Source organism: Trichocoleus sp. DQ-A3, from assembly GCF_039961975.1.
In the GTDB taxonomy this organism is placed as follows: domain Bacteria; phylum Cyanobacteriota; class Cyanobacteriia; order Cyanobacteriales; family FACHB-T130; genus FACHB-T130.
The window spans coordinates 285047-303667 of the sequence record NZ_JAMPKC010000006.1; the positions used below are offsets into that span (position 1 = coordinate 285047).

General features: G+C 47.5%; 15 protein-coding genes and 1 pseudogene. 7 read left to right on the forward strand and 9 right to left on the reverse strand.

Annotated features, from left to right (window positions below; genetic code table 11):
* Positions 1–45 precede the first annotated feature (45 nt).
* Positions 46–660, reverse strand: a complete 615-nt coding sequence (locus NDI44_RS13255) for a chromophore lyase CpcT/CpeT (RefSeq protein ID WP_190411701.1) — start codon at positions 658–660, stop codon at positions 46–48.
* Between the two features lie 217 nt (positions 661–877).
* On the opposite strand from NDI44_RS13255, the gene psb29 reads away from it, so the two are divergent.
* Positions 878–1615, forward strand: coding sequence for a photosystem II biogenesis protein Psp29 (gene psb29 / locus NDI44_RS13260; protein WP_190411702.1), 738 nt, complete (start codon positions 878–880; stop codon positions 1613–1615).
* A gap of 451 nt (positions 1616–2066) precedes the next feature.
* Here the strand turns inward: psb29 and trxA are convergent, their stop codons facing one another.
* On the reverse strand, positions 2067–2384 hold the full coding sequence (trxA, locus tag NDI44_RS13265; protein ID WP_190411703.1) for a thioredoxin: 318 nt from the start codon (positions 2382–2384) through the stop codon (positions 2067–2069).
* A gap of 141 nt (positions 2385–2525) precedes the next feature.
* Between trxA and fabG the strand changes: the two genes are divergently transcribed.
* Positions 2526–3290 carry a 3-oxoacyl-[acyl-carrier-protein] reductase gene (gene fabG, locus NDI44_RS13270; RefSeq protein WP_190411704.1) on the forward strand — a complete coding sequence of 255 codons (765 nt, stop codon included), beginning with the start codon at positions 2526–2528 and terminating at the stop codon, positions 3288–3290.
* Between the two features lie 134 nt (positions 3291–3424).
* Positions 3425–3724: a protealysin inhibitor emfourin gene (locus tag NDI44_RS13275; RefSeq protein ID WP_190411705.1), complete on the forward strand. Its 300-nt coding sequence runs from the start codon at positions 3425–3427 to the stop codon at positions 3722–3724.
* Between the two features lie 45 nt (positions 3725–3769).
* Here the strand turns inward: NDI44_RS13275 and NDI44_RS13280 are convergent, their stop codons facing one another.
* On the reverse strand, positions 3770–4843 hold the full coding sequence (locus NDI44_RS13280) for a M4 family metallopeptidase (RefSeq protein WP_199304780.1): 1074 nt from the start codon (positions 4841–4843) through the stop codon (positions 3770–3772).
* Positions 4844–5095: 252 nt separating this feature from the next.
* Here NDI44_RS13280 and groL point away from each other — a divergent pair, with 252 nt between their 5' ends.
* From groL to NDI44_RS13300, 4 genes are all read left to right on the forward strand, one after another.
* Positions 5096–6781, forward strand: a complete 1686-nt coding sequence (groL, locus tag NDI44_RS13285; RefSeq protein WP_190411706.1) for a chaperonin GroEL — start codon at positions 5096–5098, stop codon at positions 6779–6781.
* Between the two features lie 292 nt (positions 6782–7073).
* Positions 7074–8285 carry a hypothetical protein gene (locus tag NDI44_RS13290; RefSeq protein WP_242037006.1) on the forward strand — a complete coding sequence of 404 codons (1212 nt, stop codon included), beginning with the start codon at positions 7074–7076 and terminating at the stop codon, positions 8283–8285.
* 51 nt (positions 8286–8336) lie between these two features.
* Complete coding sequence (gene corA / locus NDI44_RS13295) at positions 8337–9506, forward strand: magnesium/cobalt transporter CorA (RefSeq protein WP_190411707.1); 1170 nt, start codon at positions 8337–8339, stop codon at positions 9504–9506.
* A 188-nt stretch (positions 9507–9694) separates the two neighbouring features.
* Positions 9695–10360, forward strand: a complete 666-nt coding sequence (locus tag NDI44_RS13300) for a hypothetical protein (protein WP_190411708.1) — start codon at positions 9695–9697, stop codon at positions 10358–10360.
* 148 nt (positions 10361–10508) lie between these two features.
* On the opposite strand, the gene NDI44_RS13305 is transcribed toward NDI44_RS13300, so the two are convergent.
* The 6 genes and pseudogenes from NDI44_RS13305 to NDI44_RS13330 form a co-directional block, all read right to left on the reverse strand.
* A complete protein-coding gene (locus NDI44_RS13305; protein WP_190411709.1) occupies positions 10509–11345 on the reverse strand; it encodes a J domain-containing protein in 837 nt (278 codons plus the stop codon).
* Between the two features lie 107 nt (positions 11346–11452).
* Positions 11453–12415, reverse strand: a complete 963-nt coding sequence (gene cysK / locus NDI44_RS13310; RefSeq protein WP_190411710.1) for a cysteine synthase A — start codon at positions 12413–12415, stop codon at positions 11453–11455.
* A gap of 123 nt (positions 12416–12538) precedes the next feature.
* Positions 12539–12976 (reverse strand): Rrf2 family transcriptional regulator, encoded by a 438-nt coding sequence (locus tag NDI44_RS13315; protein WP_190411711.1) that lies wholly within the window; start codon positions 12974–12976, stop codon positions 12539–12541.
* A 243-nt stretch (positions 12977–13219) separates the two neighbouring features.
* Complete coding sequence (locus NDI44_RS13320) at positions 13220–15214, reverse strand: iron uptake porin (RefSeq protein ID WP_190411712.1); 1995 nt, start codon at positions 15212–15214, stop codon at positions 13220–13222.
* Between the two features lie 197 nt (positions 15215–15411).
* Positions 15412–17103 (reverse strand): iron uptake porin, encoded by a 1692-nt coding sequence (locus NDI44_RS13325; RefSeq protein WP_347276576.1) that lies wholly within the window; start codon positions 17101–17103, stop codon positions 15412–15414.
* A gap of 1408 nt (positions 17104–18511) precedes the next feature.
* Positions 18512–18621, reverse strand: a pseudogene (locus NDI44_RS13330) (photosystem II protein D2); the annotation flags it as partial.

Consider the following 18621-nt stretch of genomic DNA (forward strand, 5'->3'; position numbering starts at 1 on the left):
TCATGAGTTATGCAGTCAATCGTCCTTAACTAAGGACAAAAGATTTCAAATTGCTAGCTCAGCGGAAAAATCTTCGCGCTTAGTGAAAATATAGGGGCCAAGCAGTGCCCCCCAGATGGCTCTGCCTGTTTGGGGGTCAATTCCCTTGTCATAGCTTCTAAATTCTTGATGCCGCGCCTCAAACCCTAAAGAAACCTGGTAAGTTTCTTCTTGATAGGTAAAACAGCAGGGGGCATCAGTCGCGGGTGCGGTAGAAAAGTTATAGGTATTTTGAGCTAAGGGTTGCTGAATGACGGCGAGGGTACAGCCGGGGAGAAGTTCCATCTGTTCTGGTGTAAGCGTCTTCAGCAAGGCTGGATTTTGACCGGCACCTCTGACCCGATCGGGATCTTTCAGCATATAGTATTGCACCATCAGCGAGGCTTGAGAGGTGTCGCTGTGGCGCAGGCGCAGAATCCGAGGACGATAGGGACGATCCAGTTGCAGGATGTTCGCTTGCTCTGCAAACAGGGTGAGGCTATCTTCTGCAAACAGCGGTACGGGTCGCAGCCAAAGGCGGAGGTTTACGTACCAAGCGGGTTCTCTTGTCGCTTGTTCTGAATTCTCAAATTCTCCAGCTATATATTGAGCCAGGAGCGTTAGTTCAGGAGAAAAAGTCATTGGGAATGGCTAATCGATAATGGGTAATCAGCAATCGGAATTTAGGATAAGGAAGGCGTATCTCTAACTTCTAAGACCCTTTTCCCAATTACCAATGAATAATTTCTGCGATCCCCGGCATTGTATCGCCGGGAGTCTCTACAAGACATTGCCTTGGCAAAGGTGTCCAAAAGCTGTGACAATGAGTTTACATCGCCCTCAAACTTAAAATTTTCCGGTGAATAACGTCCGCACTGTATCAGACACCAAAAGAACTTTCTATACCCTACACACCCGCCCCATTAACTCCATCTACCGGCGGGTGGTAGAAGAGTTGATGGTGGAAATGCACTTGCTTTCGGTCAATGTGGACTTTCGCTACGACCCCATTTATGCATTGGGCGTGGTGACATCCTTTAACCGCTTCATGCAAGGCTATCGACCAGAACGAGATAAAGAACCGATTTTTGAAGCCCTCTGTCGAGCAGTCGAGAACGAGCCGCAACAGTACAAGCAGGATGCCCAGAGGCTGGAAGAATTAGCCATGCGTCTGGGTGGGAAGGATATCGTTGCCTGGTTAAACCCAACGGCTCCTAGTCACGGCGCTGATGACTTGCACGCTGCTGTGCAGGCGATCGCAAACCATTCTCCGTTTAAGTACAGCCGTTTGTTTGCGATTGGTTTATTTACGCTGCTGGAAGTAGCAGATTCCGATTTGGTAAAAGACGAAAAGCAGCGGATTGAGGCGCTCAAGCAAATCTGTAATGCCTTAAACCTGCCAGAAGATAAATTACTCAAAGACCTAGAGCTGTATCGCAGCAATTTGGAGAAAATGGCTCAAATGCAGCTGGCTATGGAAGATATGCTAAAAGCAGATCGAAAAAAACGCGAGCAACGTGGGGATAAAGGGGTTGTGGTGGCTCCTCCCAATAGTTCTCCAGAATCAAGCGTTGCTCCAGGCACTTCTCAAGACTAGGCAACTTGTGTTGAAGCTGAGAAAGCCTTCCGTATGATAGCGATCGCTCATCCGATTTCCTTTTGATGGGCTAAACATCCGTAAGTGGTAATAGGTCTTTAGTCATTTGCCAAGAGTCATTAGCAACAAACTAATGACTCTTGGCAAATGATTTAAGGGTTCGCTTTCTTTAGCTTTGTAGATTACCAATTACTCTCCAGAAATGAATTTCGGTTTGGCATCTCGGCGGTAAAAATGCAGCCTCCCTTCGCAGCACTTCTCCCAGCTTTCCGAGATATGCACCAAGTTGAAAGATTAGCCCGGAAGTCAAGTTCCGGGCTGGTTTGGCAGCTGACTCAGAAGGCGGTAAGATAGGAGTTCCCGTACATATCCGCGTCTGCGATCGTCAGCATCTGTGGATGCTTTCGCCAAAGAGAGCTATTGGTTACACCCAGATACTGCCGATATAGCCTTAAACCAACGCTTCTAGGCGCTGGATAAGTTGTGGGGCTGTCAGCACACCTTCAATGCGCTCAACTACCTGACTATTTTTAAATAAAACCAACGTTGGTAGGGCGTGAATTTGATATTGGCTCGCCAAGTTTGGATATTTATCCGTATCAATTTTTACAACCTGTAACCGTTCGTTCATCTGGGCGCTTACCTGCTCCAGAATCGGGACCATCATCTGACAAGGACCGCACCAAGTCGCGTAAAAATCCACCAACACTGGCTTTTCAGACCCAGACAGTAACTCTTGGAAATTGTTGAACTGCTTTTTAGTTGCCATGCGATCAAAGTGTTTTCTGCTCTTTCACGACAATCGTAATCTTTTGGCGTATTGATTCGTTCAGTCCGAGGTACGAATCGACCTAAGATCGTTAGCGCAGTTAAATAACCGCGTTCATAACGGATCGAGAGGAATTTATTGATGGAAGCATTGCCAGAGAGCCAGCAAAGATTGCGCGGACAGGTTGCCATCGTTACCGGCGCTTCACGAGGAATTGGTCGAGCGATCGCCCTAGAATTGGCATCTGAGGGAGCCAGTGTAGCAATTAACTATGCCAGTTCTAGTGGAGCAGCCGAAGAAGTCGTGAGTGAAATTACCGCAGCAGGCGGTAGTGCGATCGCCCTCCAAGCAGACGTATCCAAAGCCGATCAAGTAGACGCCCTCCTGAACACCGTGATGGAGAAGTGGAAGCGCGTTGATGTCTTGGTGAATAATGCTGGAATTACCCGCGATACCCTGTTGTTGCGGATGAAGCCGGAAGATTGGCAAGCCGTGATTGACCTTAACCTCACTGGCGTCTTTTTGTGTACGCGAGCTATCAGTAAGGTGATGCTGAAGCAACGCTCCGGGCGCATTATTAATATTTCATCCGTTGCCGGTCAGATGGGCAACCCCGGTCAGGCAAACTACAGCGCTGCCAAAGCGGGAGTGATTGGATTTACAAAAACCGTCGCCAAAGAACTCGCCACTCGCGGCATTACAGTCAATGCTGTTGCCCCTGGATTTATCGCCACCGATATGACGAGCAATATCAAATCAGAGGAAATCTTAAAATTCATCCCCCTCGGTCGTTACGGTCAACCAGAGGAGGTTGCTGGTTTAGTTCGATTCCTAGCCGCCGATCCGGCTGCCGCCTATATCACGGGTCAAACGCTCAATGTGGACGGCGGTATGGTGATGGCATAGCGACCATAGCGGCAGAGGACTGTGAGCGTAGTGACGCTCTCCTCGCGGTCGGAGTGGGAAAGAGAGAGGCCGACAAAGAATAACATCCATCACTGCTTACTATGGAGTTAGTCTTGCTCCCTGCGAGGGAAACTATGCGAATTTCTTTTGAACGGACTGGCGGCTTTGCTGGGATGCGCCTGACAAAAGTTTTTGACACTACGACTCTGCCTGCAAATGAAGCAAATCAGCTGCGCCTCCTGATTGACGCAGCTGATTTCTTTGATTTGCCTGCCGCGATCGCTTCCAACACTCCCCAACCCGACCGCTTTCAGTACAAGCTAACGGTGGAAGAAAACACTCAGCAACATACTGTTTTAGTGAGTGAATCCGCCGTACCTGGAAACTTAAGACCGCTGCTGGAATGGCTGATGGCAGCTGCACGCAGAAATTAAAAATGAAGAATTGCCTCTTCCATTTTTAATGCACGCATTTTTAATTTAAATCACTCCCACTTGTTGCCAACCTTTGCGGACTGCATTCTGCTCCTTGGAGCCTTCGCCGTAGAGTTCTCCAGCGACTGTAATGAGAGTATTCGCAGCCCGTTTAAAATTCGCTCTAGAGCGCAGGCGATCGCGTAAAGCGATATACCAGATTTTCCCTGCCTTTTCCCAAGCGTAGCCGCCAATTTCCACTGCTGCTAAATAAAAGGCACGGTTGGCAATCCCTGAGTTAATATGCACGCCTCCGTTATCTTCCAGCCCTTTGTAGCGGTCTTTATAAGTCGCAGGCTGGGGGTCTTTGCCTAGCACTGGGTCGTCGTATGCTGTCCCCGGTGCCTTCATTGAGCGAATCCCAACGCCCTTAACATTGGCGGTAAACAAACCTTCCCCGATAATCCAGTCAGCTTCCTCGGCGGTCTGATTGAGAACCCGCTGTTTCACCAGAGAACCAAAGACATCGGAAAAAGATTCATTCAGTGCGCCAGATTCGCCGTAATAGATTAGATTGGCTTCATATTGGGTGACGCCGTGGGTTAGCTCATGCCCAATCACATCAATCGCCTTGGTGAAGCGTTCAAAAATCTCTCCATCCCCATCACCGTAGACCATTTGGTCGCCGTTCCAAAAAGCGTTGTCATACTTCACGCCAAAATGAACCGTCGAGTCCAAACGCAGCCCTCGATTGTCGATGGAATTCCGCTCGAACACCTGCTCGTACAAGTCATAAGTTGCACCCGATCCGTCGTAGGCTTCGTTGATCGCGGCATCTTCGCTGGGAGGATCGCCTTCACTCCGCACCAAGGTGCCTGGTAGATCGTTGCCATTTTTAGCATCAAAGATGGTACGACGCTTCTCTCCCGGTGATGCTGCGAACGAGATATTTCCCACTGTCAAGCGCCGTCCGCGAAACTGTTCTGACACGGTTAAGGTTTGAAAAGCCCATGCCCGCTGCTCAGGGTTGCCATTCTGGAGAACCTCCTTCAGCATATGAGGAGGAACGATACAACAAATGGGATGAAGTCTATCGCAGCAAGGTTGCAGCCCTACCGCTCTTTTTTTTGGTGAACGCATAAATTATTTCCTTTGTCAAGGACAGAGCATCAAAAAGTGGATGATAAACGCATTCAATCCAATCCGCTCTAGTTATCGAGAATTCGGCAATTTCGTTACAAAAAGTAACTCAAAAGTGCGTGCGATCGCTCTAGCTGTTTATTATGTGCCTCCCCGATATCAGTCGAGGTGAGGACTCTCATCCTCTCGGATTAGCACTCTGTGCCAGTGAGTGCTAAATTGACTAATGGAAGCGCTCTGAAAACCTAAAACATGGCAAAAATCGTTGCATTTAATGACGAATCGCGGCGGGCACTAGAGCGGGGCGTGAACGTCCTGGCAGACGCCGTTCGCATTACGCTGGGGCCGAAAGGGCGGAATGTCCTTCTAGAGAAGAAGTTTGGCGCACCCCAAATTGTGAACGATGGTATCACCGTTGCCAAGGAAATTGAATTAGAAGACCCCCTGGAAAATACAGGCGCTCGACTGATTCAGGAAGTGGCATCCAAGACGAAAGATATTGCGGGTGATGGCACGACGACAGCGACGGTTCTGGCTCAAGCGATGATTCGTGAGGGCTTGAAGAACGTAGCGGCTGGGGCAAATCCAGTGAGTTTGCGGCGGGGAATCGAAAAAACGATCGCCTTCTTAGTGGAGGAGATTGTAGCGATCGCGAAACCAGTGGAAGGTAGCGCGATCGCGCAAGTGGCAACCGTCTCCGCTGGTAACGATGAAGAAGTCGGCAAAATGATTGCCGAAGCGATGGATAAAGTCACCAAAGACGGCGTGATCACCGTTGAAGAATCCAAATCGATGGCAACGGAACTGGATGTCGTCGAGGGGATGCAGCTGGATCGCGGCTACATTTCTCCCTACTTCATCACCGATTCCGAACGGATGGTGGTGGAATATGAAAACGTCCGGATTTTGATGACGGATAAAAAAATCAACTCTATCCAGGATTTGATTCCCGTCTTGGAAAAAGTTGCCCGTTCCGGTCAAGCTTTGCTGATTATTGCCGAAGACATCGAAGGAGAAGCTTTGGCAACTTTGGTGGTAAATAAAGCGCGGGGCGTACTGAATGTAGCCGCCATCAAAGCGCCTGGATTTGGCGAACGCCGCAAAGCGATGCTGCAAGATATCGCCGTTCTCACTGGCGGTCAGCTAATCTCAGAAGAAGTTGGTTTGAGCCTAGATACCGTCTCTCTGGAGATGCTGGGAACTGCTCAGAAAATCACCATTGATAAAGAAAACACCACCATCGTCGCTGGTGATGCCAAGACGGCAGATGTGCAAAAGCGGATTGCCCAAATTCGCAAGCAGCTAGAAGAAACGGATTCTGACTACGACAAAGAAAAGCTGCAAGAGCGAATTGCTAAGCTTGCCGGTGGTGTCGCCGTCATCAAAGTGGGTGCGGCGACCGAAACCGAACTCAAAGACCGCAAGCTGCGGATTGAAGACGCCCTCAACGCGACCAAAGCTGCTGTGGAAGAAGGTATCGTTCCTGGCGGTGGCGCGACGCTGATTTACCTGAGCAAGAAAGTTGCTGACATTAAAAATAGTCTGGACGCCGAAGAAAAAGTCGGTGCTGACATTGTGGGCAGATCTCTAGAAGCTCCCCTGCGTCAGATGGCAGATAATGCCGGTGTCGAAGGCTCTGTCATTGTCGAGAAGGTGCGCGAGACTGATTTGAATATCGGTTACAACGCGGCTACCGACACATTTGAAGACCTGATCGCCGCTGGGATTATCGACCCTGCGAAAGTTGTACGTTCGGCGTTGCAAAATGCCGGTTCGATTGCCGGGATGGTGTTGACCACTGAAGCCCTGGTTGTCGAGAAGCCTGAGAAGAAAGCGGCTGGTGCCCCCGATATGGGCGGCATGGGCGGCATGGGCGGCATGGGCGGCATGGGCGGCATGGGCGGCATGGGCGGCATGGGCGGCATGGGCATGATGTAGTCCATTGTTCGCGTCCCCAGCGCCCACAGGTTGAAACCTGAAGCGATAAAAACAAAGCCCACCTTTGTGGACTGAAAGAAAAGCAGCTTGTCTCAAACGGCAAGCTGCTTTTTTGTAGCGATCGCTCATTGTAAGAGTGTTACAGTATTGAAAAATTATAGGGTTCAAACCTACTTAACCGGGATAATTCCTCAAACTTCTGTTTAATCAGCGTTCTGGATAAACTGTGCCATTGGATACAAAGACTGTTAGCTTGGGTGAATTCTAGGGAACCCTATATAGAGGTAATTCTTTGGAAAATTTTCACTCAGTCAGAGGGTTAAATTTAACGATGCTAGTTTTTTTTATTCATGGCGTTGCCACACGGACTGTTCAATATGCAGATAATTTGAAACTTCTCATTAAAAATGAGTTCGACCAAAGAGGTGAATCTTTACCCCACTTATACTCCAGTTTTTGGGGCAATATATTAACTGATGTAGACAAAATATGGAATTTTATTCATCAAGATTTACAAAAGCTTAAAAAAGAACATTCTCAAACTAGTATTGACGATATATTTCGTTATAAAGAACTTAGGCAAGGATTTCTTTCTCAGTTCGGCGGAGATTTTTTAACTTACTTTAATCCAGAACGTGGAGAAGCAATTAGAAAACTTATCGCACAACAATTATATGATTTTCTTAAAAACAATTCTGAAGAAACTGAACTCCATATTGTTGCACACTCTTTAGGAAGCGTTATCCTATGGGACGTTTTATTTTCAGAAAGATTTAGTCCTCAAGATCCAGCCACTGACATTCGGGCAATGATTCATGGTTTTAATTCATCTAGTAACGTAAAAAAGGTTACTTTAAAAAGTCTTACTACAATGGGTTCACCTATATTATTTTTAAATACGATGCTGCAAGTCAGTCCTGAGACAGTAAAAAAATTTGCAGATAACTATGAAAAAGCTCCTCTTAGATGGATTAACATGATTCATTCTTCTGATGTTATCGCTTACCCCCTGGGGTCAAGCTTAAATATAAACTCAGTTGATAATCTGTTTTTCCGAGATGAGTATGTTTCAACGAATGCTAACCCTCTGGAAAAAGCCGCACGTAGTATTGGTCAACTTGAGGCAGCAATGGCTTTAGGGGCAGCTGATGGTCATGCCTGGTACTGGCAGTGCCAAAGAACGGCGAGTTTGATTGCAGATAATATTTTAGGAGAAAAGAAAGCCTCAAGCTTGAATGACAGTATGCTCCAAGAGGTGACTACTCGTTTATACAAAGTGCCAGGGATGACTAACGATCAAGAAAATAATTCTAAGGTCGCTATAGTATATTTAAAGTTTAAAGATGGTAGTGGTACGCTCCGCGTATTTATAAACCCTCTTCAGGTTCATCATGTTTATGTTTTTGATAATCAAGATGTTTGTAATTTTGGGGGATATGTTGGATGGCTTCATACTACGGGTCTAAAGGAAGAACTTGAGTTTATTAAAAGAAAATATTGCTGATTAAAATAGTTAAAGTTCTAAAACAAATATTCAACTACAAGGTAAACCTGTATGACACAAAGACGCCCCCAGCCTGCGGAAGTAGTTACACAATATAATGAAGACGAAGACGATGATAATTCTTTGTTTGAAGACTTTTACGATAAACCTGGTAGTCTACCAGGAACAATTTTTATTAATAAAAATTCTCCGCCACCCAAAATTATCTTAATTGACTACAACGAGGCAAACCGCATCTGCATGCCACTTGAGACCCCAGCAGCGTGCGCTAGCTATTTGGATACCGAGTCGGTTTCTTGGGTGGATGTGTTGGGCTTAGGAGATGAAGAAATTTTGCGAGAATTGGGACAGGTTTTTCATTTACATCCATTGGTTTTGGAAGATGTGGTAAATGTACCCCAGCGACCGAAAGTGGATGATCAGGGAGACCATCTGGTGCTTATTAGCCGGATGGTGATGCCTAAAGAAAAAGGCACTGGCTTCTACAGCGAACAAGTGAGTTTAATTTTGGGGAAACACTATTTGCTCACTGTGCAGGAGGAACCACTCCGGGATTGCTTTACACCTGTGCGCGATCGCATTCGTCACAATAAGGGCACTATCCGCAAGCGCGGTGCCGATTATTTAGCCTACGCACTGTTGGATTCAATTATTGATGGCTTTTTTCCGGTTCTGGAAGTTTATGGTGAGCGAATTGAAGATTTAGAGGAAGAAGTTATCGCCAATCCTACACGCAAGACTCTAGACAAAATATATCAAGTTAGGCGCGAATTGTTGGCACTCCGTCGCGCTATTTGGCCCCAGCGAGATGCCATAAATTCCTTAATTCGAGATGGGAGTCCTCTTATTTGTGAAGAAGTCCGAATTTATCTAAGAGACTGTTACGATCATGCGGTTCAAGTAATGGACATGGTGGAAACATATCGAGAACTATCCTCTGGGTTAATGGATGTTTATATGTCTTCGGTTGGCAACAGAATGAATGAAGTCATGAAGCTTTTGACTGTGATTTCTAGTATTTTTATTCCCCTCACTTTTGTTGCTGGAATCTACGGCATGAACTTTAATACAGAAAAATCTCCATTCAATATGCCAGAACTAAACTGGTATTTAGGCTATCCGCTTTGCTGGGCATTAATGATAGCGATCGCATCTGGTTTAATTTACTTTTTCTGGCGGCGTGGCTGGTTTGATAATTTTTCCACAGTTAAGGATGACTAGTATCATGTTCATGAATTACTTTTCTTATAGCTTGTAATTTTTTGCTAAAAATTAATGGGAGACAAAAATTTTTGTTTTTAATTACTTAATTTTAAAGTAAAAATAAGTAAGTTTCTTTTTTTCAAAAAGAAAAGTTTGTAATTAAAAACTTTCCCCAATTAACAATTACCAATCACTAATTACTAATTTTGGATGACCGCAATTTATTCATCTTGACTGTCTACATCATCTGTGTCACCTACGTTTTATACCGAGTTTTTAAATCGGTAGATAGAAATCAAGTGATAGTCCATCTCGATCGAGAATCCTTAAATGGACAACTGGAAGCACAAAATCTAAGAGATCGCGTCGATATCCAATTTAAGCTGGAAAAGCGATACCAACTAGATCGACTGCGCGAACTATCGATCCAGATTGACAATAAATCTGCGGAGCATTCAATTGACGTAGACTGGGATCGCAGTTCGCTGACAGATTTCGACGGGCGATCGCGGCGAGTGATTCGCCTGACGCCCAGCATGATTCTGGATCTCTCCCAGCGTCAAGTTTATAGCTTTATTGGATCTGGAAAAATTCTTAAAGAAAAAATAACTGTTGAAGACGTTCTCCAGCGCGACTTGCAAACCGATGTTTTGAAAATCTCAGCGCCCCTTTTTGATCCATCCAAGCTCAAAAAACTCTCTAGTCCTGAGAGTACGCTGCGCTTTTCTCTAACGCTAGTGCTACATTTATTGAGGTCTACGAGTGAGACGGGCAATTCCGTTACTCACATTTTGTCTTGTGACTTTACAGTTAAAAAAGCTCCTTGGACAGATGTAATGCGTTGGAATCCCAGAGAAACAACTAAAAAATAAAAATTGAGAAATTCTTAAATTTTTATTTTTGTTTTGGTCACTGGGGAGGCTGTACTTTCATCCAAGCCCCGTTACCACAGTAGGGGACGGGACAGAAAAAGCCCTTACTGGTAACGAGAAAAAAAAGCTAGTTTCTAATTTTTAATGGTTAAGCAATGTCTTTGACTGCGTATTGCGCTTCGCAGCGCAAACCAGTGGCAATTCTAAAAAGTTCTTGACCCGTGTGCAGGTAGCCTTCATCATAGTTGAGCGTAAAAAGTTCTAACTCTTCAATGCCATCTGCTACTTGATTGAGGCAGTAGTAAAGGTGAACTGCTGCGCCAGCAACATTGGCTGGATTAGGCAAAGAACGAAAAGCCAGCTGAGCTTGTTTGAGATAGTTACGACACTCTTTCAGGTAAGCCTGAAATTGTTCCATCAGTTCATCATCAAAAGGATCGGCTGAAAGTTGGTCTAGTTGGTCTGCCAGAGGATTGAGAATGCGACAGATCAAGCGATTGACCGGCACATAGACTTTCTGAAGCCATTGCTCCAGTTGTTCGTCGGCATCTATTGCTGTCTGTCGATGCGCGTAGTATCGGTTTTCAGCGTTGGCTTGCTGTTGTCGATGCGCGTAGTATCGGTTTTCGGTGTCGGCTTGCTGTTGCCGCTGCGATCGCGCCGAAGCATCGGCTTGCTGGTATCGCTGCGATCGCGCCGAAGTATATGTCGCTGATGATTCGGCTCGTCGCGACGGATGATTGTTAACAGATTGTTCGTGTCTCAGGCGATCTTTGAGCAGCATCTGGTCATAAGACTGCCGCTGTTGAGGGTCGCCCAGTATTTCGTAAGCAGCATTAATCCGGACAATTTGCTCGTGGTTCGCTGTTTCGCGATTACCATCTGGATGAAACAGCTTCACTAGACGCCGGTAAGCTTGCTTGATCTGTACCGGAGTCGCTGCGGGACTAATATCAAGGGTGTCGTAGTGAGTGGAATCTGTCATGGAAATAGCTTTCTGTCAGAGGCATGAGTCATTAGTAGGTAGAGGTATGACTAATGACTCATAGCTCATGAGCTTTTAACTAATGACCACTAACAGTTACTGTAGCGTCAACCCAGCACAGCTGGCACTCGCGGTTCTGGATCTTGGAACAGGGGTGTACTTAAGTAGCGTTCTCCAAAGCTGGGCTGAACCATGACAATCAATCGTCCCTCATTTTCGGGGCGCTGAGCGACCTTGATGGCAGCATAGAGGGCAGCACCCGTGGAAATGCCGGAAAGCAGTCCTTCTTCACGAGCAAGACGACGACCGTAAGCGATCGCATCATCATCTGTCACCGCGATTACCTCATCAATCAGCTCAACTTTCAGCACTTGGGGAATAAACCCAGCACCGATGCCCTGAATTTTATGAGGGCCAGGGCGTCCGCCGGACAACACTGAGCTACTGATGGGTTCGACGGCGATCGCTTGAAAACCCGGTTTTCGTGGTTTAATCACCTCTGCAACACCCGTAAGCGTGCCGCCGGTGCCCACTCCAGCGACCAGGATATCCACCTGCCCGTCCGTATCCTCCCAGATTTCCTCAGCAGTGGTTTCCCGGTGAATCTGGACGTTGGCTGGATTGCTAAACTGTTGCAGCATATAAGCATTAGGCGTGCTGTCAACAATTTCTTGCGCCCTACGAATGCAGCGGCTCATCCCCTCAATGCCAGGGGTCAGTTCCAGTTCTGCTCCATAAGCCCGCAGCATCGCCCGTCGTTCGGTACTCATCGTGTCTGGCATCGTCAAGATCAGCCGATAGCCCCTGGCTGCTGCTGCCATCGCTAGAGCAATACCAGTATTTCCAGAAGTCGGTTCCACTAAGATTGTTTTGCCTGGGTGGATCAACCCCTGCTCTTCTGCCGCATTAATCATACTCACGCCAATGCGGTCTTTAACCGAGGCAGCTGGGTTCATACCCTCCAATTTCACCACGATCCGAGCCAAACAGCCTTCCTCTTGGGGAATGCGGTTCAACTGTACTAAAGGCGTCCGACCAATTAATTCTGTAATGTTTTGAGCAATCCGCATAGATTTTAGTTTTTTTCTTGGTTATGAGGAGTCAGAAGTCAACATCAATCATTAAAAAGTGCAAAATTAAAAATTAAAAGAAGCATACTTCATGTTTAATTTTTAGTTTTCAATTTTTAATTTTTAAATGTAATACATGATGTCTAGCTGACGCCTAGAATCCCGTTTTTCTGCTAAATCTTGAAGCGTGTATCCTTGTAAGACCGAATTAGCTGTTTGATGCACTTCCTGCCAGATTTCCTCTACCACGGCACTTTCTACCGTTTTGGAAGTGTTGTTGTTCTCAGAAGGTTTGGCATCCAATCCTTCCAGGCAACTCACAACTTCTAAGAGCGTAATTTTCCAAGGTTCCCGCGACAGCAAATAGCCTCCTTTTGCTCCGCGTTGGCTACGCACTAAACCGCCACGCCTCAATGTCGCCAGCAGCTGTTCTAAATATCGATCGGGGATATTTTGTTGAGCCGCAATCTGCCGAATTTGTAACGGTTCGTTGTCGTTGTAGTGACACGCTAGCTCTAACAGAGCCAACAGCGCATATTCTGTTTTACAGGAAAGTTCCACAAGCTTGAGATCGAGTGTGAGGGATCGTCTATTCCAGTATACCCCGGTTCTCCACCGGAGTTTGCCGGTTTAAGCATTCGGCAATAAAAAAGCCCCGCTAATACGGGGCATAACCGGGTTCGCAAAATTTACGACACAAAAGCTGGGAGCAGGGGATCAAGGGAGAAGAGGGACAGAGGGAGTAATCACCCCTTACCCATTACCACCTCTCCTAGCAATGTGCGGGCTACTACTTCCGTCTCCCTAGAAGCTGAACGTTGTTCTGAGCGTGCCAATAACGGCATCTTCGTTATCGTTGTTTTGGTTGGGAGCAGTAATCCAGATAATGCCGGGAGTCACGGAGATGTTATCCGTCAGCTGGTACTTGTAGAATCCTTCGAGGTGATAAGAGAGATCGTTCTTAATCCCGACTGGGCTGCCTTGAACTTCAAGACCTGCCAAGTAGGGTTCTACACCTGCAAAAATTCCCAGGATATTCCCCCGCTTACCCAAATCGGGGAAAGCCACACCTAATCCGTAGTACCAGACCTCGCCTCTGGTACTATTTTCAACCGCGCTAATATCAGTCTTACCAACGAAGCCGCTCAGGGAGAATCTGTCGCTCAGTCGTAAGGCAGCCTCAAGACCATAGGAGTTAGTGATCAGTGCGGTATCCCTAGCCAGTACTAATGGAAACCGAGCGCCTGTTCCAGTTGCAAGAGTTGGATCGTTAGCTCCGCGAGTACCTGTTACCGGCCTAGCGCCAGCCGAGCGCGGACTTCCACCAAGGTCGAAAATCCCGTCACCCCGGTTATGGTAGCCGTGGACGTAGGTGGCAGCTAAGCCCAAGCGATCGCTAACGGTAAAGTTGAGTTGGGCGAGAGCAGAATAGTCCCCACCGAACAGGCCAACCTTATCAGCAGGGTTATTCCCATTATCTGCCAAGTAACCCAGGCTCAATGAAGTAGGACCGAGAATCGGTGCTGTACCTACACCGAGCCTGATCCCGATACCGGCACCGCCACCGATTCGATAAATAGGACTCTGCTGAGCAAAGGTTGAGAGTGCTGCGGTACCACCGTCTCCGTCATAAAAGTAAGGGTTGAGGACGGGAGCGTAGTCGGCATGAATTCCACCGGCAGCAGCAATGTATACTTTGGAAGCCCCAAAGGGGAACTCATACGCTAGCCAGTCTAGAAAAATATCGTTGTTGTTACCGGGATTCAGGTCAAAGGTCTGGTTGCCCTCGAATGAACCATTAGGCTGAAAAGGTGTAGTGTTACCAGCCGCAAGACGGGTGTGCAATACATCTCGACCCGTGAAGCTGGTTTGGAAGTCTAAACGAACGCGATCGCCAAAAATGGTATTAGTGTCCTCGCGATCGCTAAACTCGTCCGTGACAGCGAAGATCGCTTCACCCACCAATTTGGTGGTTGTCGAGAACTGATGGTTTTCTAGGAACGTCACCCGTCCTTCCAGGTTATCTACCCGCGTCCGGAGGGTTGCCAGTTCTGCCCCAAATTCATCGATCAGCCGCTGAAGTGTGGCTAAATCTTCTTTGGTAACAAAATCTGCTGTAGACGCGGCAATTAATTTCTCGATTTGCAGCAAACAAGCGTTCAAACCCGCCGCAAATTCATAACGGCTCATTGCCCGGTTGCCCCGATAGGTGCCATCCGGATATCCTGCTATACAGCCATAGCGCTCTACTAGGCTTCGCAGCGCTTCGTATGCCCAGTCGGTTGGTTCCACGTCCGACAGTTGGGAGACGTTTGTGACTTGGCTTTGGGAGTTATTTCCTTCCTGGCTGTAGCGATTGATTTGTTCTAAAACGCTGTTGTTGCCAACCCTATTCCCTGCTGGAGCTGTTTGAGCCAGCTTTGAGTCGGCAGCTGGCATGACAGGCAAAGATGTGCCTTCAATCGTTTCTACCCCTAGTGCTTGAGCTGAGTCGGCGGTTGCTGGCTCCTGGCTGGGTGCGACTGCCAACTGTTCTGGCGCTTCCGTCGCAACAACTTTCTGCTCTAACTCTGACTTCTCAGCGGTAGCTGAAAATACAGGGATTGAGCTGATTGTTGGGGTTTCTGGCGCAGTAGCGATCGCTACTGGCTGCAATTCTGGTAGTGCCTCTACCGTTTGGGGCTGAATCACTTCTTTAGCAGCAGGCGTTTGTGCAGCGATCGCTGCCGATGAAACCACCAATGCTGCCCCCAAAACTGCTGGGCTGAATACCAGCGATTTCCAGATAAATTTAGCCATCTTTCCTCTTTTCCTCACACACACCTTATTCAGAAAGATTGACATCCTTCTTAATTTTTCCTGTCATCCTACCACAGCCCAGAAATTGCATTAGGTAATAAATCATACAAAAAAGCCCCGCATTGAGCGAGGCTTTACTGATTTCATTTCACAATATTAGGCAAGCTATATAACCCAGCCGCCTAGCTTTTGTGCCACTAGAAGCTGAACGTAGTTCTGAGCGTACCGATAACAGCGTCGTCGTTATCATTGCTTTGACCGGGAGCTGTCAGCCAGACAACTCCAGGAGTAACAGAGATATTCTCCGTCAGCTGGTACTTGTAGAAAGCTTCAATGTGGTAGGGTCGATCTTTACCAACTGGAACCCGAGCACCCTCAAGTTCGAGACTTCCCAGATAGGGTTGGGCACCGGCGAAGATCCCCAAAACGTTACCCCGTTTCCCTAGGTCAGGGAAGGCTACCCCTAATCCATAGCTCCAGACTTCACCATCTCCGTCACCAATCACTGTGACGTCGCTATAAGAGACAAAGCCACTGAGTGAAACTCTGTCACCCAATCGGAAAGCACCTTGTAATCCATAGGAGTTACTGACCGTTGGACTTGCGTCAGCTGATATACCAAGTGCGGATGAAACGAAGGGACCAATAACCCCTGGATTATTGGCTAAAGCGGTACCAACTACACCCTGGCCTCTGCCACTGTCGAATATCGAGTTGCCGGAACTATGGTAACCGTGAACGTAGGTAGCCGCCAAGCCGAATCGGTCGCTGACAGTGAAATTTAGCTGCGCCAGAGCAGAATAGTCACCGTTGAACAGACCACCATGCTGATTAATACCTAGTCCAAGCGGTGTGCTATCGGCAGGATTATTGGCATTATCTGCTAGATAACCCACCGTTAATGAAGTGGGACCGAGAATTGGTGCCCGACCGACACCCAGTCTCAGACCAGCACCAGCACCGCCCCCGATGCGATAAATGGGGCTGTACTGAGCAAAGGTTGAGAGTGAGCCGCTACCACTGTCACTGACTCCGTTATAGAAGTAAGGATTCAAAACAGGGGTGTAGTCGGAATGGCGTCCTCCAGTGGCTGAGATGTAAACTTGGGAAGCGCCAAACGGAAACTCATACGCCAGCCAGTCTAAGCCAATATCATTGCTGTTGTCGTTGTTGAAACCGAGGTTAAAAGTCTGAGTTCCCTCGAATGTGTCGGGGGTTAAAAGTCCCAGGTTCCCAGCGGCGAGACGAGTGTGCAATACATCTCGACCTGTGAAGCTAGTTTGCAGGTCTAAACGTACCCGGTCTCCAAAGATGGTGTTGGTGCCACGGTCATCGACATCCACATCCAAGTCGCTAACGCTAACATCACCCGTAAACGAGTCCGTGACAGCAAAGATCGCTTCACCCACCAATTTGGTGGTTGTCGAGAACTGATGGTTTTCTAGGAACGTCACCCGTCCTTCCAGGTTATCTACCCGCGTCCGGAGGGTTGCCAGTTCTGCCCCAAATTCATCGATCAGCCGCTGAAGTGTGGCTAAATCTTCTTTGGTAACAAAATCTGCTGTAGACGCGGCAATTAATTTCTCGATTTGCAGCAAACAAGCGTTCAAACCCGCCGCAAATTCATAACGGCTCATTGCCCGGTTGCCCCGATAGGTGCCATCCGGATATCCTGCTATACAGCCATAGCGCTCTACTAGGCTTCGCAGCGCTTCGTATGCCCAGTCGGTTGGTTCCACGTCTGACAGTTGGGAGACGTTTGTGACTTGGCTTTGGGAATTATTTCCTTCCCGACTGTAGCGATTGATTTGTTCTAAAACGCTGTTGTTGTCAACTGTATTTCCTGCTGGGGCGCTTTGAGCCAGCTTGGTGTTCGTCGGTGCTGCCATTGGAACCGACACGCTGTTGTCTACGCCTAGGGCTTCGGCTGAATTGGCGGTTGCTGCGTCCTGGATGGGAGTTGCTGCCAACTGTTTTGGCGTCTCTACTGCTGGCAATACAGGTACAGACGTGCTATCGAGCTTCTCTACCTTTAGTGCTTCTGCCGAGTTGGCGGTTGCTGCATCTTGAATCGGTGCTACTGCCAACTGTTCTGGCGTTTCCACTTCAACTGCACTCAGCGCTTCGGCTGATTTAGCGGTTGCTGAAAACACGGGGGCTGAGTTAGCTTCCGGGGCTTGGGGTGCAGTAACCAAAGCCACTGACTGAACTTTCGGTAGGTTTGCCTCAGTCGTTTGGGGCTGAATTACTTCAGAGGTTACGGGCTTTTCAGCTGCGATCGCTGCTGAAGAAAGTACGAGTGCCGCTCCCAAAACTGCTGGACTTACTAGCAGAGATTTCCACATTAATTTAGCCATCTTTCCTCTTTTCCTCACACACACTTTTTCAGAAAGATCTTTCAGAAAGAGTGACAATCCTTCTTGATTTTTCAAGTCATCGTAACACAGATTGGACGGTGCCACCACCTCACCAGCGCCTGAAATGATTGCTAGAGCGCTTATTGAGATTTTTCGTGTTATTTTTCGGATGACCTAAGTCACTCTTTAAAAATGACTTGCGCCCTATCAAAGTCTTTTGTTGTCAACCCATCGCTATCATCTGTTGTCAGTGTTAGCGTCACCTTATTGTACAAAATTTCTCGTAGATGATGCTTTGTTTCTATTGAGATGCAGCAACTAAGTTGTTAATCTGGGCGATCGCTTCTCCAAACTTTTTTCATTTTCTCTTCTACTGCTTCCCTGGCTAACTTGATAGCTGATGAATGCTTTGTTAATTGCCAGCTCGCTGAGTATCTACGCCATCGCCTTCCTGAAAAAAAGTCCCTAAAAAACTATCCGCCCCCACGGGAAGCGTTTTGGTATCACCATTACACTCAATGTGAGGGCGGTCTAGCGGGTCTTCAAATTAGCACCAGACTGTCGGAAGGAACTCCAAAAACCAGCCTAGCTCTTTCAGCCTTTAGTTAATCCCACTAGGGGATTAAAACCGGCTTTTAGAGAACAGCTCCGACGCTCAGCCGGTTAACGCTAATTTGATGACCCATAAATTTACTACTATCACTCATGGGCATCACCTCCTTGTTGCCTGAACGGTCTAATTCTCAAAAGGAGTAGGGTAAAGATCGCTAAGGATTCATTCCCTTCATTTAGATTAGCACAGGCTAGAGCGGATGTGGGGTGGCTTGAAAAAAATACCCCGCGAGTGGCGGGGTATCGTTCAATGAGGAGTGCTGTAGGAGCGGGATCGCCCCGCCCATGCTGAGTTAGAGAAAATTAACTCAATATTTCACTCCTGACATTACAGTGCGTTACCGCGAGGCAGAACCTCTTCAGGGAAGATAAAGTTCTCGTGGGGTTGATCCTGAGGAGCCATCCAAGCCCGAATGCCCTCATTGAGCAGAATATTCT